The 15,222-nt window shown below is 38.7% G+C and carries 19 protein-coding genes and 1 pseudogene; 10 read left to right on the forward strand and 10 right to left on the reverse strand.

Features of this window, described 5'->3' with window-relative positions; translation table 11 throughout:
* The 3 genes from VB733_RS25850 to VB733_RS25860 form a co-directional block, all read left to right on the forward strand.
* A partial coding sequence (locus tag VB733_RS25850) for a hypothetical protein (protein ID WP_323342920.1) occupies window positions 1-2,686 on the forward strand: 2,686 nt, incomplete at its 5' end.
* Between the two features lie 418 nt (window positions 2,687-3,104).
* On the forward strand, window positions 3,105-3,854 hold the full coding sequence (locus tag VB733_RS25855) for a DUF3598 family protein (RefSeq protein WP_323342921.1): 750 nt from the start codon (window positions 3,105-3,107) through the stop codon (window positions 3,852-3,854).
* A gap of 79 nt (window positions 3,855-3,933) precedes the next feature.
* Window positions 3,934-4,107: a hypothetical protein gene (locus tag VB733_RS25860; RefSeq protein ID WP_323342922.1), complete on the forward strand. Its 174-nt coding sequence runs from the start codon at window positions 3,934-3,936 to the stop codon at window positions 4,105-4,107.
* Between the two features lie 108 nt (window positions 4,108-4,215).
* Here the strand turns inward: VB733_RS25860 and VB733_RS25865 are convergent, their stop codons facing one another.
* The 3 genes from VB733_RS25865 to VB733_RS25875 form a co-directional block, all read right to left on the reverse strand.
* A complete protein-coding gene (locus tag VB733_RS25865; protein ID WP_323342923.1) occupies window positions 4,216-5,280 on the reverse strand; it encodes a serine protease in 1,065 nt (354 codons plus the stop codon).
* A 205-nt stretch (window positions 5,281-5,485) separates the two neighbouring features.
* Complete coding sequence (locus tag VB733_RS25870) at window positions 5,486-5,953, reverse strand: hypothetical protein (protein WP_323342924.1); 468 nt, start codon at window positions 5,951-5,953, stop codon at window positions 5,486-5,488.
* A 116-nt stretch (window positions 5,954-6,069) separates the two neighbouring features.
* Window positions 6,070-7,422 (reverse strand): AAA-like domain-containing protein, encoded by a 1,353-nt coding sequence (locus VB733_RS25875; RefSeq protein ID WP_323342925.1) that lies wholly within the window; start codon window positions 7,420-7,422, stop codon window positions 6,070-6,072.
* 182 nt (window positions 7,423-7,604) lie between these two features.
* Here VB733_RS25875 and VB733_RS25880 point away from each other — a divergent pair, with 182 nt between their 5' ends.
* The gene (locus VB733_RS25880) at window positions 7,605-10,631 is read left to right on the forward strand and encodes a tetratricopeptide repeat protein (protein ID WP_323342926.1); all 3,027 of its coding nucleotides are present in this window, start codon (window positions 7,605-7,607) and stop codon (window positions 10,629-10,631) included.
* Window positions 10,632-10,678: 47 nt separating this feature from the next.
* On the opposite strand, the gene VB733_RS25885 is transcribed toward VB733_RS25880, so the two are convergent.
* Window positions 10,679-10,903, reverse strand: a complete 225-nt coding sequence (locus VB733_RS25885; protein ID WP_323342927.1) for a hypothetical protein — start codon at window positions 10,901-10,903, stop codon at window positions 10,679-10,681.
* Here VB733_RS25885 and VB733_RS25890 point away from each other — a divergent pair.
* The 6 genes from VB733_RS25890 to VB733_RS25915 are packed head-to-tail and all read left to right on the forward strand — an operon-like array spanning window position 10,902 to window position 12,281.
* Window positions 10,902-11,141, forward strand: a complete 240-nt coding sequence (locus VB733_RS25890) for a hypothetical protein (RefSeq protein ID WP_323342928.1) — start codon at window positions 10,902-10,904, stop codon at window positions 11,139-11,141. The two genes, VB733_RS25885 and VB733_RS25890, sit on opposite strands and share 2 nt — an antisense overlap.
* Window positions 11,138-11,365 (forward strand): hypothetical protein, encoded by a 228-nt coding sequence (locus VB733_RS25895; protein WP_323342929.1) that lies wholly within the window; start codon window positions 11,138-11,140, stop codon window positions 11,363-11,365. Before VB733_RS25890 ends, VB733_RS25895 begins: the two co-directional genes overlap by 4 nt.
* The gene (locus tag VB733_RS25900) at window positions 11,362-11,532 is read left to right on the forward strand and encodes a hypothetical protein (protein WP_323342938.1); all 171 of its coding nucleotides are present in this window, start codon (window positions 11,362-11,364) and stop codon (window positions 11,530-11,532) included. The genes VB733_RS25895 and VB733_RS25900 overlap by 4 nt, the downstream gene beginning before the upstream one ends.
* 2 nt (window positions 11,533-11,534) lie before the next feature.
* Entirely contained in the window at window positions 11,535-11,690 is a 156-nt protein-coding gene (locus tag VB733_RS25905; RefSeq protein ID WP_323342930.1) for a hypothetical protein, read from the forward strand.
* A gap of 31 nt (window positions 11,691-11,721) precedes the next feature.
* A complete protein-coding gene (locus VB733_RS25910; RefSeq protein ID WP_323342931.1) occupies window positions 11,722-11,991 on the forward strand; it encodes a type II toxin-antitoxin system prevent-host-death family antitoxin in 270 nt (89 codons plus the stop codon).
* Between the two features lie 8 nt (window positions 11,992-11,999).
* Window positions 12,000-12,281 (forward strand): type II toxin-antitoxin system RelE/ParE family toxin, encoded by a 282-nt coding sequence (locus VB733_RS25915; protein WP_323342932.1) that lies wholly within the window; start codon window positions 12,000-12,002, stop codon window positions 12,279-12,281.
* A gap of 54 nt (window positions 12,282-12,335) precedes the next feature.
* Here VB733_RS25915 and VB733_RS25920 read toward each other — a convergent pair whose 3' ends face one another.
* The 6 genes and pseudogenes from VB733_RS25920 to VB733_RS25945 all read right to left on the reverse strand — a co-directional run bounded on the left by VB733_RS25920 (window position 12,336) and on the right by VB733_RS25945 (window position 15,037).
* Window positions 12,336-12,602 carry a BrnA antitoxin family protein gene (locus VB733_RS25920; protein WP_323342933.1) on the reverse strand — a complete coding sequence of 89 codons (267 nt, stop codon included), beginning with the start codon at window positions 12,600-12,602 and terminating at the stop codon, window positions 12,336-12,338.
* A pseudogene (locus VB733_RS25925) lies at window positions 12,586-12,789 on the reverse strand (BrnT family toxin); the annotation flags it as partial. The pseudogene VB733_RS25925 and the gene VB733_RS25920, both read right to left, overlap by 17 nt.
* A gap of 72 nt (window positions 12,790-12,861) precedes the next feature.
* On the reverse strand, window positions 12,862-12,987 hold the full coding sequence (locus VB733_RS25930; protein WP_323342934.1) for a hypothetical protein: 126 nt from the start codon (window positions 12,985-12,987) through the stop codon (window positions 12,862-12,864).
* A gap of 231 nt (window positions 12,988-13,218) precedes the next feature.
* Window positions 13,219-13,593 (reverse strand): hypothetical protein, encoded by a 375-nt coding sequence (locus tag VB733_RS25935; RefSeq protein WP_323342935.1) that lies wholly within the window; start codon window positions 13,591-13,593, stop codon window positions 13,219-13,221.
* A gap of 222 nt (window positions 13,594-13,815) precedes the next feature.
* Complete coding sequence (locus tag VB733_RS25940; RefSeq protein WP_323342936.1) at window positions 13,816-14,064, reverse strand: hypothetical protein; 249 nt, start codon at window positions 14,062-14,064, stop codon at window positions 13,816-13,818.
* A gap of 172 nt (window positions 14,065-14,236) precedes the next feature.
* Window positions 14,237-15,037 carry a response regulator transcription factor gene (locus tag VB733_RS25945; RefSeq protein ID WP_323342937.1) on the reverse strand — a complete coding sequence of 267 codons (801 nt, stop codon included), beginning with the start codon at window positions 15,035-15,037 and terminating at the stop codon, window positions 14,237-14,239.
* Between the last annotated feature and the right edge of the window lie 185 nt (window positions 15,038-15,222).

A 15,222-nucleotide genomic window follows, 5' to 3' on the forward strand; every position in this document is an offset into this window, starting at 1 on the left:
GGGATTAACACTGGAATTTGCAGCCGATCGCCGTTTTTATTTTATGGATGAAAGGTTACGCGAAAAGCTATTTGACCAACCTCATTTTGGTGCAGCATACGGTTCTAACTTGCATGATTTAGCTGCAAACGAGGTTTGTTACCCTAAATTTCCAGATGGTGCGGAGGTGATTGTTTATCGCGGTCCGACTGCGAATTCTAATACGGTGGATATTTATATCAATCGACATTTACCCAACGAACCCTGTGATATTGGAACTATCAAAATGTCACCCCAAGGATTAAAGCATTCGCTGTCAGATTGTGATGGTGATAGGATGGCGATCGCGCTCTCATCCCACTTCCCACACACCGCAGCCGAGATTAAGCAAAAGCAACTTCCAGAAAATCGTTACGCAGAGATTATTAAACCAGAAAAGCAAGCATATACAGGTTCTTTTGAGCAAATAGCCCTCAATGCGATGGAAAATAAAATTGGTGTAGTTGCCAATTTATGTATGAAGGGAATTGCGTTGGAAAATGAGTGCATCTCAATTCCAGATGAGGACGCAGAGAAATTTATTCGGGACATTTCCTGTGCTGCTGTAGAAATGTTAAAAGCCGAAAATCAAAGTTTCGGCTCGGTTAAATATCCAGATAATCTGCGTCTCCAAATCATCGAACTTGCACAATTATGTCCTCCTACGAATCGAGAGCAAAATCAAAATTATACAATTCCAGAATTAGGTATTAAAAATTTATTAGAAAAAATAGGTAAGTTTTACCACGATGTTGTAGGAACTTTGGGAGGACAGTTACAAATAGAAGTTGACCGAGGAAAAAGTTCTAATCGTTCAGACTCAGAGGTGGTTAACGCTTGTAATACTATTATTAAATGCTTTGATGTTGCTCCTTGGGTTGAAGAAAGAAAATTGGAAGATGTGTACATAAAGAGAGAAATAAATATCAAAGGTCATGGTGCGATCGATATGATGGCAAAGATGACCAATGATGCATTTTCTGAAAGTGCGATCGCAGCACGTTCAACTCAACAATTCCAGGATTTATTCAAAGGAGTTGAGTTTACACCCACTCAAAAAGCAAGTGCAGTCCAAATCAAGAAAATATATGACTTGTTAATCCATCGAGCAGTTACGATTAGTCGAGAAGTCGAACAATCTCCAGGGTTGAAAATTATCGCGACTAATTCCCAAGGTCAGCAAATCGAAATTATTGGTTTAGCAGAGAAAAAGCATCCCAATCTTTTTGATGACCGAAAACTTGATATTAAGGTTGTTGAGAATAAAAGTCCCTACAGTAAAAATCAGAATAAATGGATTGCGATCGCTCCCGTATTTGATACAGAAGGAAAGCTAAAATTACAAAGTAATGGTCAACCACAAACTCGGCATTTGGGTTATATCTCGGAAGATTGTTTACAGCAATTGCAAATTGAAATCAAGCCATTTACTGAGTTTAGGAACCTGGAGAAAGAAATTGTATCAGGATTTACAACTAGCCAAGTTCGGGCTGCTTTTAAACAAGTAAAAGAATATGCGATCGCTATCAGGGAAAATATCCCCGATGCTGAAAAAGAAGCATTTGCAGCAGCGATGTGGCAAATTTCCACCGCAAGTAAAGAAGATACAGAGCGGGGTTTCAAGAAAACATCGGCTGCTTTTGCTATCTTTGGAGAGGAATTAGTAGGAAGACTCGATCAACTACAATTTACCGAATTTGCAGTAGTGGGAACCCATAAACCCAGCAACGAGCATTTGGGACGTAAATGGGTGGGAGAAAAAGTTGAATGTCATATCGAGCAATTACCTGACCCTACAAATCCAGAACATAATAAACGTTGGTTGGTTGTTGAAAATAAGAAATTGGGAGTATTTCGCAGCGAATCAGCACAGTTACCCATCGGCACATCTTTCACCGCAGACATTACTTCTCCACCCAGCGCATCGGTGATTATTACCAGTAACCAAGGAAATCAATTAAAAGTAGGACAGTTGAGAAAATATGCGTTTCCAGAAAGAGAATGGAAAGGGGAAGATGGGGTAATTACAATCAAAATTACTGGGAGTGGTAAAGCGGTTACACCGATTGCTTTTGTTAATGATAACGCCTTGGGTGTGGTTGATAAAGAATCTTTTCAACTGTTGAGCGAGAGATTGAAAACAAGAGGTATTAAAGTTGATGGGTTTCAATTTCAAGGAAAACTAGAATCCTCACCAGCAACGATCGCTCATATTAAAGTTAACCCAGAAACGGTTCGATATCCTCAAGTGTGGAGTAGGGAAGAAGCTTTGTTTGAGGAGAAGTGCATTAAGGTTGATGAGAAATTGAGCGATCGCATTCAAACACCCATACCTCAAATCGAGCCAGCTAAACGGGAGGAATGGGAAAAACAGATGTTAAAGCAGGCGATCGCATGTTTGAAAGAGAATCCTGCTAATACTGGGGAGGAAATGCAAACAGCAAGTTTTGGGGGCGGGAAATATCGGGTTATTTATCACGAACCCTCGGAGATGTTGCGGGTTGTGGATGAAATTGGTAATCGCGGGACTTTGTACAAACTACGGAGAGGAGAAGCTGTACAGGTGTGCAAGTTTACAGAAGATGAAAAGCGGGATTTTGAAATCTTGGTGGTGGAATCGAATCGAAAATTTCTCAAAGCAGCATCGAAGAATTTGCAGAGGGAATAATTGAAATTGTTACTGCTATCAATAGTGTTCCGCAGCCAAAATCTACACCAGATGAGCTTTATCGCGATTTTTTAGTTTCCAGTTCCGCAGCAGTAAAACTTGGATAATTCCGTTACAGTTCGACGCGAGTTATTCTAAACTGTATCTCTGATTTTTAGAAATCGGGATTCCGATATCTAATGAAATCCTTTCTCTGTAAGTATTTGAAGAATTGAGAGAAAAAATCTAGAAGTGCAATCGCAGCAATGGTGTAGTCATCAACACGTATTTGCTGGCGTAAAATTTGTTTGCGGCTCAGAATTACTTCATCAGCCATGACAAAACGCTGTTTACTATGTATTTATCAACTATAGGGTCAAAAAAATAGATAATTAATTGTTGATGCCATTGTAGTAATAATAAGTAATCAAGTGAGTATATGAGTATAAATTTACTAGAAGCCCAAAATCAAAATTGGAGTAATTTCTGTAAATATCACGTTGGTGATTGGCACGGAAACTGGACTACATTTTCTTCAGAAGGTCAATTAACTAAATCCATTCAATGTATTAGAAGTTTTCGTCTCAATGAAGACGGTACTGAAATTCAACATCACAATCACTACACTTATGAAGATGGAAAAAAAGAATCAAAATTCTATGGCAATTATAATAAGTCAATGCTAAGAAGTCTGTTTTTAGACAACTGTTTTTCCTGGGGACAGAAACAAGTAGATTCAGAAACAAAATTCTTTTTCGAGACTGGTTTTAGATATGAGCAAAGACGGATAAGTGTAGTCGGGATTTATAAAAATGGTATTTCTATAGATTCAGTGTTAGTCATTTCCGAACATATTGCAGATTTCCCAGATAAACCTACTTCAACTGTAAAACAAATTACTGGGATTAACTGGAATGGAATTAGTAAAACAATTACAGATGATTACCAAGTATCTTCTTCAGGAGAAAAAATATGGACACCACTAGAAAGTTTAGGAACTGATTACTTTACCATGCACTTTTCTGATGGTATTTCAATTAGCTGTCCCCAATTTATAGAAAAAGGGCAACAATTCGTAACAATAATTGATTGGCAAGTATTACCTACTTTTTGGCAACGTGGTATCCGAAAATATGAGCAATCTGGATTCTCAAGTCTGACTTTAGAGGAATTTTACAAACCCCAATAAATGCGAATGAATAAGCCTTGAATCTAACATCTTCCTATTTTGGGTATGACAAAAACTTATCCATTGTAATTGGTAGATCATGAATACGCTTACCTGTAACATAGTAAACAGCATTAGCGATCGCGGGTGGTCATCTGCACCGACTTTTATGAGAATATTCCCAACCTGGGCTTTGACAGTCTCAAACGTGATCAAAAGTTTCTGTGCGATCGCAACGCAAATTCTGGTACAGTTACCCCTGCTTGTTGATTGACATATTCTTCTCTGGTTATGCACATTTAAAAAGACTGGGTTATTAATGATACCAGTCCTTTTAAGTTAATCTTCTGAAAATTGATAATATTAGCCTTTGTGCAATCAGCTAATTGCCATTAGCAATAATTGTTTGACATTTGTCCAGGTAACTTTCCACCTCTGAATGCTGGGGAAATAACCGTTTGACTAGCTGAAATTTTTGCAATGCTTGGGTATATTTCCCTTCGCTAAATAGTTGCAATCCTTGGCGATACTCTTGGTTAACAAATCCTTGTTGGTTAGTAATATTGGCTGAGTCGAGAAACTCCTGAATCGTATTACTAGTAAAAATAAAGGTAAAATCATCATTGGGTCCAAAGGTGACTAAACCAATGACCTCACCATTATCATTGAGAACGGGTCCTCCTGAATTTCCGTTAGGAACAGGGGCAGTAATTTGGAGAATTGGTGTACCGTCTTTGAGATTTTTCTTAGCAGAAATTTGACCACGAGTAAAACTAGCTTCATAGAAGGATTCCTCGTCAAATACAGAAAATGTTTCCACTAATCCCGGATATCCGACTACTGTTACAGAGTCTAAAAGTTTGACTTGGTTTGATTCGGCGAGTTTGAGAGTCGGAGCATTGATGACATTAACTTTGATAATGGAAACATCCTTACCTTCACCTGCAACGGCACCAGAATTAATAATCTCAAAAGGTAGCTGTTCTTGATTGGGTAAATATACTAATTGAATTGGTTTGACTTCAATCCACTTTAATTCGGCTTCGATATTTTCTAATGTTTGTCCATCAGCTTCAAGTTGTGTTGCTAAATCTTCCCGAAGAATTTGCTGACAATCCTCTGGGTTGGTAACATGGGCATTGGTAGCAGCGTAACCATTGGGATTAACAAAGAATCCAGAGCCATGACCTGTTATTTTTTCTAACTCATAGATTTTACCAGTGTTGGGTGAGTAAACTTTGGCTTTGCAACCAACAACTACTCGAACTACTGATGGTTTGACATCTTCTGCGACTAAGTTAGCTTGCGTGAGTTGTTCTGGTTGGCTGAAATTGATTTGTAAAGGTTGTGGGGTTTTGGATTGAGCTGGTGCGATGGGTAATGTAGCCGAAAGTAAAGCAGAGATAACTAGGATAGATTTGAATTGATTCTGAATTTGAGACAGCATGGTGTTGTTTCCCTGATTGTAGGAAGGTTAATTAAATAGCCTTGTGGCTTGAATTGGGATTGATGAAGCGGTAAGTTAATATTTTTCTGGTTTGAGAAGATATCAAAAGAGCAAAGTTATATTAAGACATAAATGTAAATGTAATAAACACAGAACATTTGTCTCTTTGCTCCTTTGTTGGTGTAATAGGCGTAATAATTTAGTTTTACTGACCAAATACACCGATACCGTAGTAACAATTGCTGGTATTACAATTAGCCATATCTACGCGGACTCTATAGGTTCCACTACGCGAAGGATTTATGGTGATGGCAGGAATATCATCATCTTCCAAATCAGAAGCAATGAGATTTCCTCGGCTATCATAAAGAGCAATATCTAAATCTCGACAATCGCGATCGCACACTCCAACGATGCCGTATGATGTACCTGCACTCAAATTTAATGTAATGTAGTCAGAGCGACCGTGATCAAGTGCATCAATAACTGGTTCGTGAGTTAAAGTATAGCCTCTTAAACCAGATGCGATCGCTGCTCCGATTAATTGCTCTCGGATTTCATAAATATATTGGCGATCGTCTGCACGAACCACAGTTGGAGCGAGGGAGATAAATGCAAAAACTGCGCTTGCTGTCAGGTTTTTGATTCGTTTGTTGTTGATTGCTTGTAACATGAAATTGTCTGCTGAACTCGACAATTCCATCAAACACTGGGTCTAATTGTGTACAAGCTGGTGTTGTTATTTTTTGGAAATTGAGAAAATCGAATTAATCGAATTAATTATCTTGGCTATTTACTACGAAAATATTGGCGATATAGCTCGCATCTGGGTGTAACTTCATCGCTACGTAATTTAACTAATCCTAAACTGTATAGTTTAAATCTGATTTCCGTTGTCAATTGCACTGGATTACCTGCAACAATTTCTTGCATGGCTTTTCCTAGTTCTGGCTGTTGTTGCAAAATGTATTCTTGACGTTGTAGGTGTCGATGATAAATACCTTCTCCGGTATGGGCTGTTTGCAGTAAGTCCGCCAAATTGATTTTGTCTATGACAGTCTTATACATTGCTAAACGCACTAGAAAAGGATGCCCTCCTATCAATTTCATAAGGCTTTCTACTTCTGTATCGTTCCAATTAAGTTGATGACGTTGAGCTAAATCTTTTACTTGCTCTTGAGTAAATTCCGGTAATTCTAAAGCCAAACCAACGTTAAACGGGGATTGGTTAATATCAACGGGAACGTAAGCTTCAGTAGAATAGGCGATCGCAAGTCTTAATTGTTTCCAAATATCCCGACGTTTAGCTTCTTCGTGAACAGCACGCAACAAAGCAAAAAAGTCCTTATAGATTTTCGGATATTCAAATAACCGCTCGACTGACTCCAATCCCAAAACTAAAGGTTGCTGGATTTCTGGGAATAAATAGCGCTCGAAGTAATTTTTACAAGTTCGCATGTAACCAAAGCGCTGTCCCGATTGCCAATGTTCGTCGAGTTGTCCCAGTAATTTTTCCTGTAATTCTCTATCATCTCCCGCGACTGCTTCCGCGACGGTATCGCAAAAAAAGTGCAGAAATTGGTTTAAGTCAGAAAAAAATCTCTCTTCTGCTAACTGAAAATCAATCGTGACTGTTTTACTACCTTGGTTTTCCGCTTGCTGGAGAATCCTTGCAAACAGGGAAGATTTACCCATCTGTTGGGGTGCTTTGATGCGAATCAGGGAACCAGGTTTTTTGATTTCTTCGTAACATTGCTGTTCGATGGGAGGACGTTCGATATAGAACTGAGAATCTAAGGGTACTTCCCCTTCAGGATTTTCGATTTCTAGGGGAGAGGGAGGAGATTCTACAGACAAGGAGGGGGAAGAGAGGGAAGAGGAATTTACTGTTGGGGTTTTAGGGATGTATGTATTTGCTAGTGTTTCAAAATCAGCTATTTCCCGGACTTCAAACCCTAATACCTCACAAATTTCGTAGAAATTTAGATATTCAACTTTTCTGCCATTGAGAAAAAAATTAACCACCGATTGGCTTTTATCGATTCTCTCAGCTAAATCGATTTGACGGGCAAAGCCTTGCTGTATAGCTCTTTGCTTCACGATGGGGATGCAATCTGGACGAATTCTAATTCCGCGTGGCATAGCTAAGTGACGAGAAACACTATGGAATTTAGATTACAGGATAGGTATTTGTTTGGTAAAGTCAATGACAACCCCATCCCAACTCAACTAAAACTCAATCACAACTCAATACGTACTCAATATTCTTGAAACTAAACTCAAAAATAGACATCAATGTAATTTTCTCTATTGGGAATTAAATTATGACGGGAGATTACAGATATAAAGTTGGTGGCAGTTTAGAAGCGGATGCTCCCAGCTATGTAAAACGGCAAGCGGATTCTGACCTTTATTACGGATTAAAGGCAGGTGAGCTTTGTTATGTTTTTAACTCCCGGCAGATGGGGAAAACTAGTTTGCTAGTACGGACGATGAAGCGATTACAAGCAGATGGTTTTGCTTGTGCGGTAATTGATATTACGAGTTTGGGTACTGAGGATATTACCCTGGAACAGTGGTATGGAAGTATTGTTGATAGTTTATTGGCTGAACTGAATTTTGTTGAACCGCAGGAATTAAATATTTGGTGGGAAAAATCAATTGAAATTTCTCCCGTGCGACGTTTGGGGAAGCTTTTTGATGAGTTGTTGTTGCCAAATATCGAGCAGAATATTGTGATTTTTCTCGATGAGATTGATAGTATTCTCCGTATCCGAGATTTTGCAACAGATGATTTTTTCGCATTCATTAGAAGTTGCTATCAAAAACGTTCCTTTCGAGATGAATATAAGCGTTTAAATTTTGCCTTATTTGGAGTTGCCACACCTGGCGATTTGATTCAAGATGAGGAAAGAACGCCTTTTAATATTGGCACGGCGATTCAACTTGATGGTTTTAAATTAGATGAGATTGCACCTTTAGCACAGGGCTTAGAGGGGAAGGTGGAAAATCCCCAAGCTGTGATGAGGGAAGTTTTAGCTTGGACGGGGGGACAACCTTTATTAACGCAAAAGGTTTGTAATTTGTTGATTCGTGATTTGCATAATTCTCTGCCATCTTCGTTGGTGATGGGGGAAGAAAAAGTATGGATAGAAGGAATAGTAAGAAGTGAGATTATCGAAAATTGGGAATCTCAAGATGAACAAGAGCATTTAAAGACGATTAGGGATAGGTTACTGGTTAATGAGCAAATTGCTGTGGCTTTGCTGGGGTTATATCAGCAGATTTTGCAAAAGGGTGAGATTGCTGTTGATGGTAGTTTTGAGCAAATGAGATTGCGTTTGACTGGTTTGGTGGTACAGGAGCAGGGGAAATTGAAGGTTTATAACCAGATTTATGGGCATGTATTTGATATTAATTGGGTGAGTAATGAGTTAGGTAAATTGCGTTTTTATGCGGATAAATTAAGGACTTGGGTAGAGAGTAATTATCAGGATAATTCTTGTTTATTATGGGGAGAAGATTTAGCAAGAGCTAGGATTTGGGCGGATGGAAGAAAGTTAAGCGATGTAGATTATCGGTTTTTGTCTGCGAGTGTGGAAGCTGAGTTAAATCAAAAAGTAGCGAAAGCCGAAGAGAAAGTTACAGAAGCTACAAAAAAGACAAAAAGACAGATTAGAATTGGTGCGATCGCACTTACTATTTCCATTTTAGGTGCTGTTATCGCGTTGATATTTGCAAATGATTATAATCAAAAACGAGTGATCGCAGAAGAGAATACAAGATTGATTATTTTTGATGCAGCAGATAAAGTTAGCAAACAAGTGTATAGAGCTGCACAAGCAGAAAATAGAGCCAAAATAGCAGAATATAAAGAAAATGCTAAGAATAATCAATTAGCGACTGCTATTAAAGAAGTAAACCGGAAAAACAAAGAACTTGAAGATATAAAACAGAGAGAATCCAATTCCAAGCAAGCAGCGATACAAGCACAAGAAGACAAACGAGAATTAGAAAAGCAAATAATTTTCATTGAAAAACAAACACAAAATGCAGTTATAGCTCGTGCAGAATCTTTTACTCAATTAAGAAAAGCTAAGGAAAAATTGGAAACAACACAAAGAGAATTACAACGTGCACAAAACCAAGAAAGACAAGTTAGATCGAAAATAAAAAAAATAGAGATAGATTTAAAACATAAATTACTAACAATTAGACTCAATCATCATAAAGAAAGCCAGATACTGCTACAACAGCAAGAAATTTTGAAATCATCTGAAGAACATGTAAAAAATCTTCTTCGGGAAATAGTAAAACAAAATCCGCAGGCTAAAAATGTTGTATCGAGTTTTGTGGATTCATTGACGATAAGAGGAGTGCAGAAGCAAATAAGCGAAGCCGAGAAGAGAGTAGTCGAAACATTAATAAAAATAATAAAAGAAGAGTCTCAAGGGTCGCCACAGGAAGAGGCTAATGCCTTGTTAAACCTTGGAATTGGCTATTTAAGAACGGGAGATTATTCCAAATCATTAGAGGTTATTCAAAAATCATTAAATATTTTCACGAAAATAAAGGATAGAGATGGAGAGAAAATAGCCCTAAATGCTATTGGTCTAATTTATAGTAACCTTGGAGAATATCAAAAAGCTCTAAATTATTACCAACACGCTCTTAGCATGAGTAGAGAAATCAAAGATATCGCCTCAGAAGGCAGTGCCTTGAGTAACATTGGGACTGTATATCGAAATTTGGCAGATAACCAAAAAGCATTAGAATATTACGAGCAAGCTTTATTTAACTTTAGACACGTGCGTGATAGGTCTGGTGAGGGAACTACTCTAAACAATATGGGTGTAAGTTATGAAAGCTTAGGGGAATTTGTTAAAGCTTTAGAATTTTATCAAAAAGCAATAATTTTGAGTAGACAGGTAGGAGATAAGTCGAGTGAAGTAAATATATTAAACAATATAGGAAGAGTGTATTATAATTCTGGCAATCTTCAGAAAGCTCTTGAATTATATGAACAATCATTGATTATTACTAAAATCTTAAAAAATCGCTCACTTGAAGGCTCTCTTCTCAATAATATAGCTAATATTTATATGAGTTTAGGCGAGTTAAATAAAGCAGAAAAAATATATAAAGAGAGCTTAACTATAGGACGAGAGATAGCAGATTATGCATTAGAGGCAACTGTATTAAATAATTTATCGTTAATATATAGCCGTTTACGAAATGAATCATATATGCTTAGTTATCAACCAGAATATTACCGACGACAATGCTTATCTGTTGCACGAAAAATACGAGAAGAAAGGATTTGTCATAGACGTTCTGCGGGTTCTCGTTAATCCATTTGAAGAGATGGGACTAGCAGAACTTGAAGAACTTATCACCTTTATTCGGTTTTATAGAGTGTGATCGCTTTGGTTATGTTTGGGACTGTGCGATCGCGTTTACTGGGTTGTGGGGTTAGTGCGATCAGCTTTGGTTTTCTGGGTATTGCGATCCCTTTGATCAGGGTTTTGTAAGAAAGTGCGATCGCATTTGTTGAGTTTGATGGGATAAACAGATTAGAGAGTTCCGCTAAAATAAATAACACAGTCATTAGGCGCAAAGCCATGAGCAATCAAGAACTAGAGCAACAACTCCTCAGCCTCGACTTAGCAGAAAGAATTCGCATCCTTCAACTTTTGGCTCAAAGCTTGACAGTGCCATCATCACAGCCATCTCAAACTACTGATGAACTTGATTTAATAAGCGATCGCACTCCTGAGCATCCCCTACGCAAAATCCCCCTGACAATTCCTCCAGATTTTGACGAACCCATGCCTGAATTATGGGATGCTTTGGGACAATGATTTTATTAGACACCCACATTTGGCTGTGGTGGCTTCATTCTCCAGATCAACTTTCTGAGCATGGACGTAAACTATTAACCATAGGCGAAAACCAAAATTCCCTCATCGTTTCTACCATTTCTGTATGGGAAATTGCAGTCAAGCACAGTAATGGGAAACTACCACTCCCCTTCCCATCAATGAATGGTTTGCACTTGCCAAAACTCGACCTGGAATTACCATAGAACCACTCGATCCACTCGATGCAATTGCCAGCACCCAATTACCTGGCAACTTCCACAAAGACCCAGCTGATCGTATTATTGTAGCGATCGCCTACCGCCGCAATATAGAACTTATGACCTGCGATCAAAAAATTCTTAACTATCCGCACATCAAAACAATTTACTAAGTGTGACATCTAACAACAAGCATTACAGCTACGCATTTTGGCTGTGTTGGGAGTGTGCGATCGCGCTTGGTATTGGTGGTATGCGATCGCGTTTTGGTTGTGTTGGAAGTGTGCGATTCACAACGATAACAGTAAATTTACAGCAGCCTCATTTATAATTAAATAAACAACATTAAGGAAAACTTGAAAATGCGCCAGTTTCCCCTTAGAGACATCCAAAATCCCCACAGCAATGCTCTACAAAAAGCAACAACCGAACCCATCATTCTTACAAGCGAATCACAATCTAGTTACGTAATTATGTCAATAGAAAATTACGAGCAATTAATGAATCGAATTACTCAATTAGAAGATTTAATATTAGGTCAACAAGCACAAATGGCTGTGGCTAAATCTAAAATGGTAGGCTCGGAGATTTTTACCGCAGAACTCGAACGTTTAGCAGCGCTTGATGACTAGTTTACAGTATGGCGAAATTAGATGGTTTAGAAACAGTTCTCGATTTTCTCAAAGGTTTACAGCCTAAAATCGCTGCTCAAATCGCAAAAAAAGTCATGTCGCTCAATATTGACCCCCTACCCACAGACTATAAAGAATTAACTGGTTATCCTGGATACTATCGCGTAGATTCGGGAGAATATCGTATTGTTTACCGCTTTGATGCAGATGCAGATTTAGTTGAAGTGATTTTAGTTGGTAAACGTAACGACGATGAAGTCTACAAACAACTCAAACGTTTGCTGGGGTAAGGATTTACTTTTGCGATCACGTTTGTGGTATTTGTGGAGTGCGATCGTCTTTGTTCAGCCTATTTTCTCTAATAGGGCTTCATTAATAACCGTTTGATATCCTATTCCTCGTTTTTCTGCCTCTTCTTTTGCCCAAGCTATGATTTTAGGATGAAATCTAATGGAAACAGGCTCATACTTTTCCTCTTCATCCTTAGCTGGTCGTCCGCGCTTCCTAAGTGTAACCCCAAACTGCTGTGCGATCGCATCTCTGAATTTTTGGTTTTCTTCTGGTGTAACTCGTCTTGCTCTTTCAAAAGGAAACTCAGATTCCTGATTCATATTCTTGACACTCCCTTTTTATCGCTCTTCTTGCACTAATTATCCTTATTCGCTCGCCTCGCATGGTAAAAACAACCACAACAATTGAGCCATCTTCCATTTCACCAATTGCCCATTCCCTTTCTTCCCCCTGAGAATGACTAGAGTCCTCCGTAAACATGAGATAAGGGTCGGCAAAAACTGTTACAGCTTCCTCAAATTAAATACCATGCTTCAAAAAATTCGACTCAGCCTTATTTTCATCCCACTCAAAGCGCATTTACAGTATATACCAAAAATATTCTCTTTGCCATCCTACACCAACTTGGACTTTGGGATGAAGTGCAGAGATGCTGCCAGAAGTAAGTCCTTCGCGTTTGATGGGTTTTTGGGATGGCGATCGCATTTATTAGGCTTGATGGGATAGTGATCGCGTTTGTTTGGGATATTTGTGGATTGCGATTGATCGCATTTGGTTTTTGAAGAATGCGATCGCTTTTTGGTTTTTGGGAATGGCGCTCGCGATTCAGGTTTGCACCTTCAAACTCTTACCCCAGAAAGATTTTAGCCAATTTTCATACTTCTAGGTTCGCACCCCGAAAAGTGTATTTTCTGCGAGCGTGAAGCTAGGCGATGGTCATAGGGCTTTGCCCTTCTCGAAGAGTAGACCGCTCCTTTGGAGCATCGCATCCAACACCGATGGGAACCATCGTAATTGCTGAATTGTTTTATTACTCGCTCTCGCCTCCTGCAACACAACTTTACTATACTGTTTACCCAACTCGGTCGGTAAATATAATGGTTGTCCGCTTTTCTTCGCATCGGGATTTGGGTTTTTAATTTGCATTCCCCGATCGATCAAAATTTCATTCATCGCCTTTGCATTACCGTGATTAGTATTATTTTGGCTCAATTTTTTACACTTGGATTCTATGTACAACTTGGCAAGATTAGTGACAGTTAACAACTCATCTTGTACAGGGGTTGGCAACAACTGTTTGACTGTTTCCATCTGAGGTTTGAGTTGGGGATAAGCCTTATATCAATTCACAATTCGTAATACTCGCTATCGCGTAGGCGCAAGCCTTCTCGAAGAGTGAAGCAAGCTACGCAATTCGCAATTAAGAAAGCTAGATATAGCAAGGTTTTTAGAATTTACATCTGTCGCCATATTTTAGGGAAGGAGTTCAAGCCCCCGGATACCCTGCGGGAAGCAAGCTACATCCGTGGGGTCTTAACTGCAAATTGCGAATTGTACTGACCATGATTTCTGCTCCGCAGCATCAAACCCATGTTCCATAAGCTTTATAGCCAATGGAGAAGGCGACTGTTCCGCACTTGTAAAAGCCGCTCTCAGGGATTTGTCATCAACTCCAGCTAGTCTTGCTGTTGCTCGAATACTTGCTTTCCCCTTGCCGAAATTATCGATTTCAATTTCTTGCTGTACCTGATTGATAACATCATTGATGACAAGTTGATTCATGGTTCAAAATACTCCTAATTCGATTTGGTCAAAGTAGATTTTTGGCTAACGCTAACGAGTTTCAATCTCTGATTTAAAGTTTTAGGTTTGCAGTATCAAACCCTTGATGATGCAAAGCGTACAGACAATTTTGATACCTCTAGATTTGCACTCTCAAAATCGTAAAATCTGACTAATCCGACAAACCATAACGCACAGCACGAACCGCAGCTTGAGTGCGGTCATCTGCACCTACTTTCATGAGAATATTGTGAATGTGGGATTTAACTGTCCCAACTGTGATATAAAGTTTATTTGCAATCTCAGTATTTCTATTCCCATCCACAATCAACTGCAATATCTCCAATTCCCTTTCAGTCAAAGGATATAAGTTCAACATCTCTTCATCGATATCATGGATATTGGAAGATGCAGATTTTAACAGAAGTCGAGAATTGCGTTGTGCTTTTTCAATTACAAAACGCGCGATCGCTGGATCAATCCAAGTTTGACCAGATTTAGTCAAATATATAACTTCTGTTAGTTTCTCAAATCCTATATTCTTCAGACAATAAGCGTCAGCACCCGCAGCAAATGCGCTCAGTATCGTTTCCTGGCGATCGCACAGAGTCAGGATAATTACTTTTATATCAGGATTGCTATTTTTGATCTCCCTGGTAACTTCAATACCATCTCTATCCGGTAAACCAATATCAATAATCGCGACATCCAGCTGTAATTGTTTCAATAACCTCAAGCCATCCTTACCATTAACAGCATCTCCCACAACGACAATTTTCTGATTTCGTCCCAAGCTAGTTTTGATACCAATTAGCGTCAATTCGTGGTCTTCGATAATAACTAAACGAATTTTCTCACTATCTTGAAATTCTGATTCTAGAAATTGAAGCGACAACCTATTTTCTGATACTGTACTACTTGTTTGTACAGACCAAAATCTGTTTTTATACCCATCAAACTTTGAGATTTTCATAGTTAACTCCAGATGCTCATTAATTTGGTATAAATTGAAAGCAATTATTAATGCTTAAATACTCCTACCCTCTGGGAAGCAAGCTACATAATTAAATAATTACGAATTACGAATTGCGTAGCTTGCTTCACTCTTCGAGAAGGCTTGCGCCTACGCGACAGCGAGTATTGCGAATTGACTTAGGG

The sequence above is a fragment of the Calothrix sp. UHCC 0171 genome, assembly GCF_034931845.1.
GTDB lineage: Bacteria > Cyanobacteriota > Cyanobacteriia > Cyanobacteriales > Nostocaceae > Brunnivagina.

What these genes read in the sequence shown, in the direction of transcription:
- VB733_RS25910 (WP_323342931.1), top strand. Translation starts at nt 11,722, where the DNA reads ATGCGCCAGTTTCCCCTTAGAGACATCCAAAATCCCCACAGCAATGCT.
- VB733_RS25930 (WP_323342934.1), bottom strand. Translation starts at nt 12,987, where the DNA reads ATGCGATCGCCATCCCAAAAACCCATCAAACGCGAAGGACTTACTTCT.
- VB733_RS25915 (WP_323342932.1), top strand. Translation starts at nt 12,000, where the DNA reads ATGGCGAAATTAGATGGTTTAGAAACAGTTCTCGATTTTCTCAAAGGT.
- VB733_RS25865 (WP_323342923.1), bottom strand. Translation starts at nt 5,280, where the DNA reads ATGCTGTCTCAAATTCAGAATCAATTCAAATCTATCCTAGTTATCTCT.
- VB733_RS25860 (WP_323342922.1), top strand. Translation starts at nt 3,934, where the DNA reads ATGAATACGCTTACCTGTAACATAGTAAACAGCATTAGCGATCGCGGG.
- VB733_RS25890 (WP_323342928.1), top strand. Translation starts at nt 10,902, where the DNA reads ATGAGCAATCAAGAACTAGAGCAACAACTCCTCAGCCTCGACTTAGCA.
- VB733_RS25875 (WP_323342925.1), bottom strand. Translation starts at nt 7,422, where the DNA reads ATGCCACGCGGAATTAGAATTCGTCCAGATTGCATCCCCATCGTGAAG.
- VB733_RS25940 (WP_323342936.1), bottom strand. Translation starts at nt 14,064, where the DNA reads ATGAATCAACTTGTCATCAATGATGTTATCAATCAGGTACAGCAAGAA.
- VB733_RS25945 (WP_323342937.1), bottom strand. Translation starts at nt 15,037, where the DNA reads ATGAAAATCTCAAAGTTTGATGGGTATAAAAACAGATTTTGGTCTGTA.
- VB733_RS25855 (WP_323342921.1), top strand. Translation starts at nt 3,105, where the DNA reads ATGAGTATAAATTTACTAGAAGCCCAAAATCAAAATTGGAGTAATTTC.
- VB733_RS25870 (WP_323342924.1), bottom strand. Translation starts at nt 5,953, where the DNA reads ATGTTACAAGCAATCAACAACAAACGAATCAAAAACCTGACAGCAAGC.
- VB733_RS25935 (WP_323342935.1), bottom strand. Translation starts at nt 13,593, where the DNA reads ATGGAAACAGTCAAACAGTTGTTGCCAACCCCTGTACAAGATGAGTTG.
- VB733_RS25885 (WP_323342927.1), bottom strand. Translation starts at nt 10,903, where the DNA reads ATGGCTTTGCGCCTAATGACTGTGTTATTTATTTTAGCGGAACTCTCT.
- VB733_RS25920 (WP_323342933.1), bottom strand. Translation starts at nt 12,602, where the DNA reads ATGAATCAGGAATCTGAGTTTCCTTTTGAAAGAGCAAGACGAGTTACA.
- VB733_RS25895 (WP_323342929.1), top strand. Translation starts at nt 11,138, where the DNA reads ATGATTTTATTAGACACCCACATTTGGCTGTGGTGGCTTCATTCTCCA.
- VB733_RS25880 (WP_323342926.1), top strand. Translation starts at nt 7,605, where the DNA reads ATGACGGGAGATTACAGATATAAAGTTGGTGGCAGTTTAGAAGCGGAT.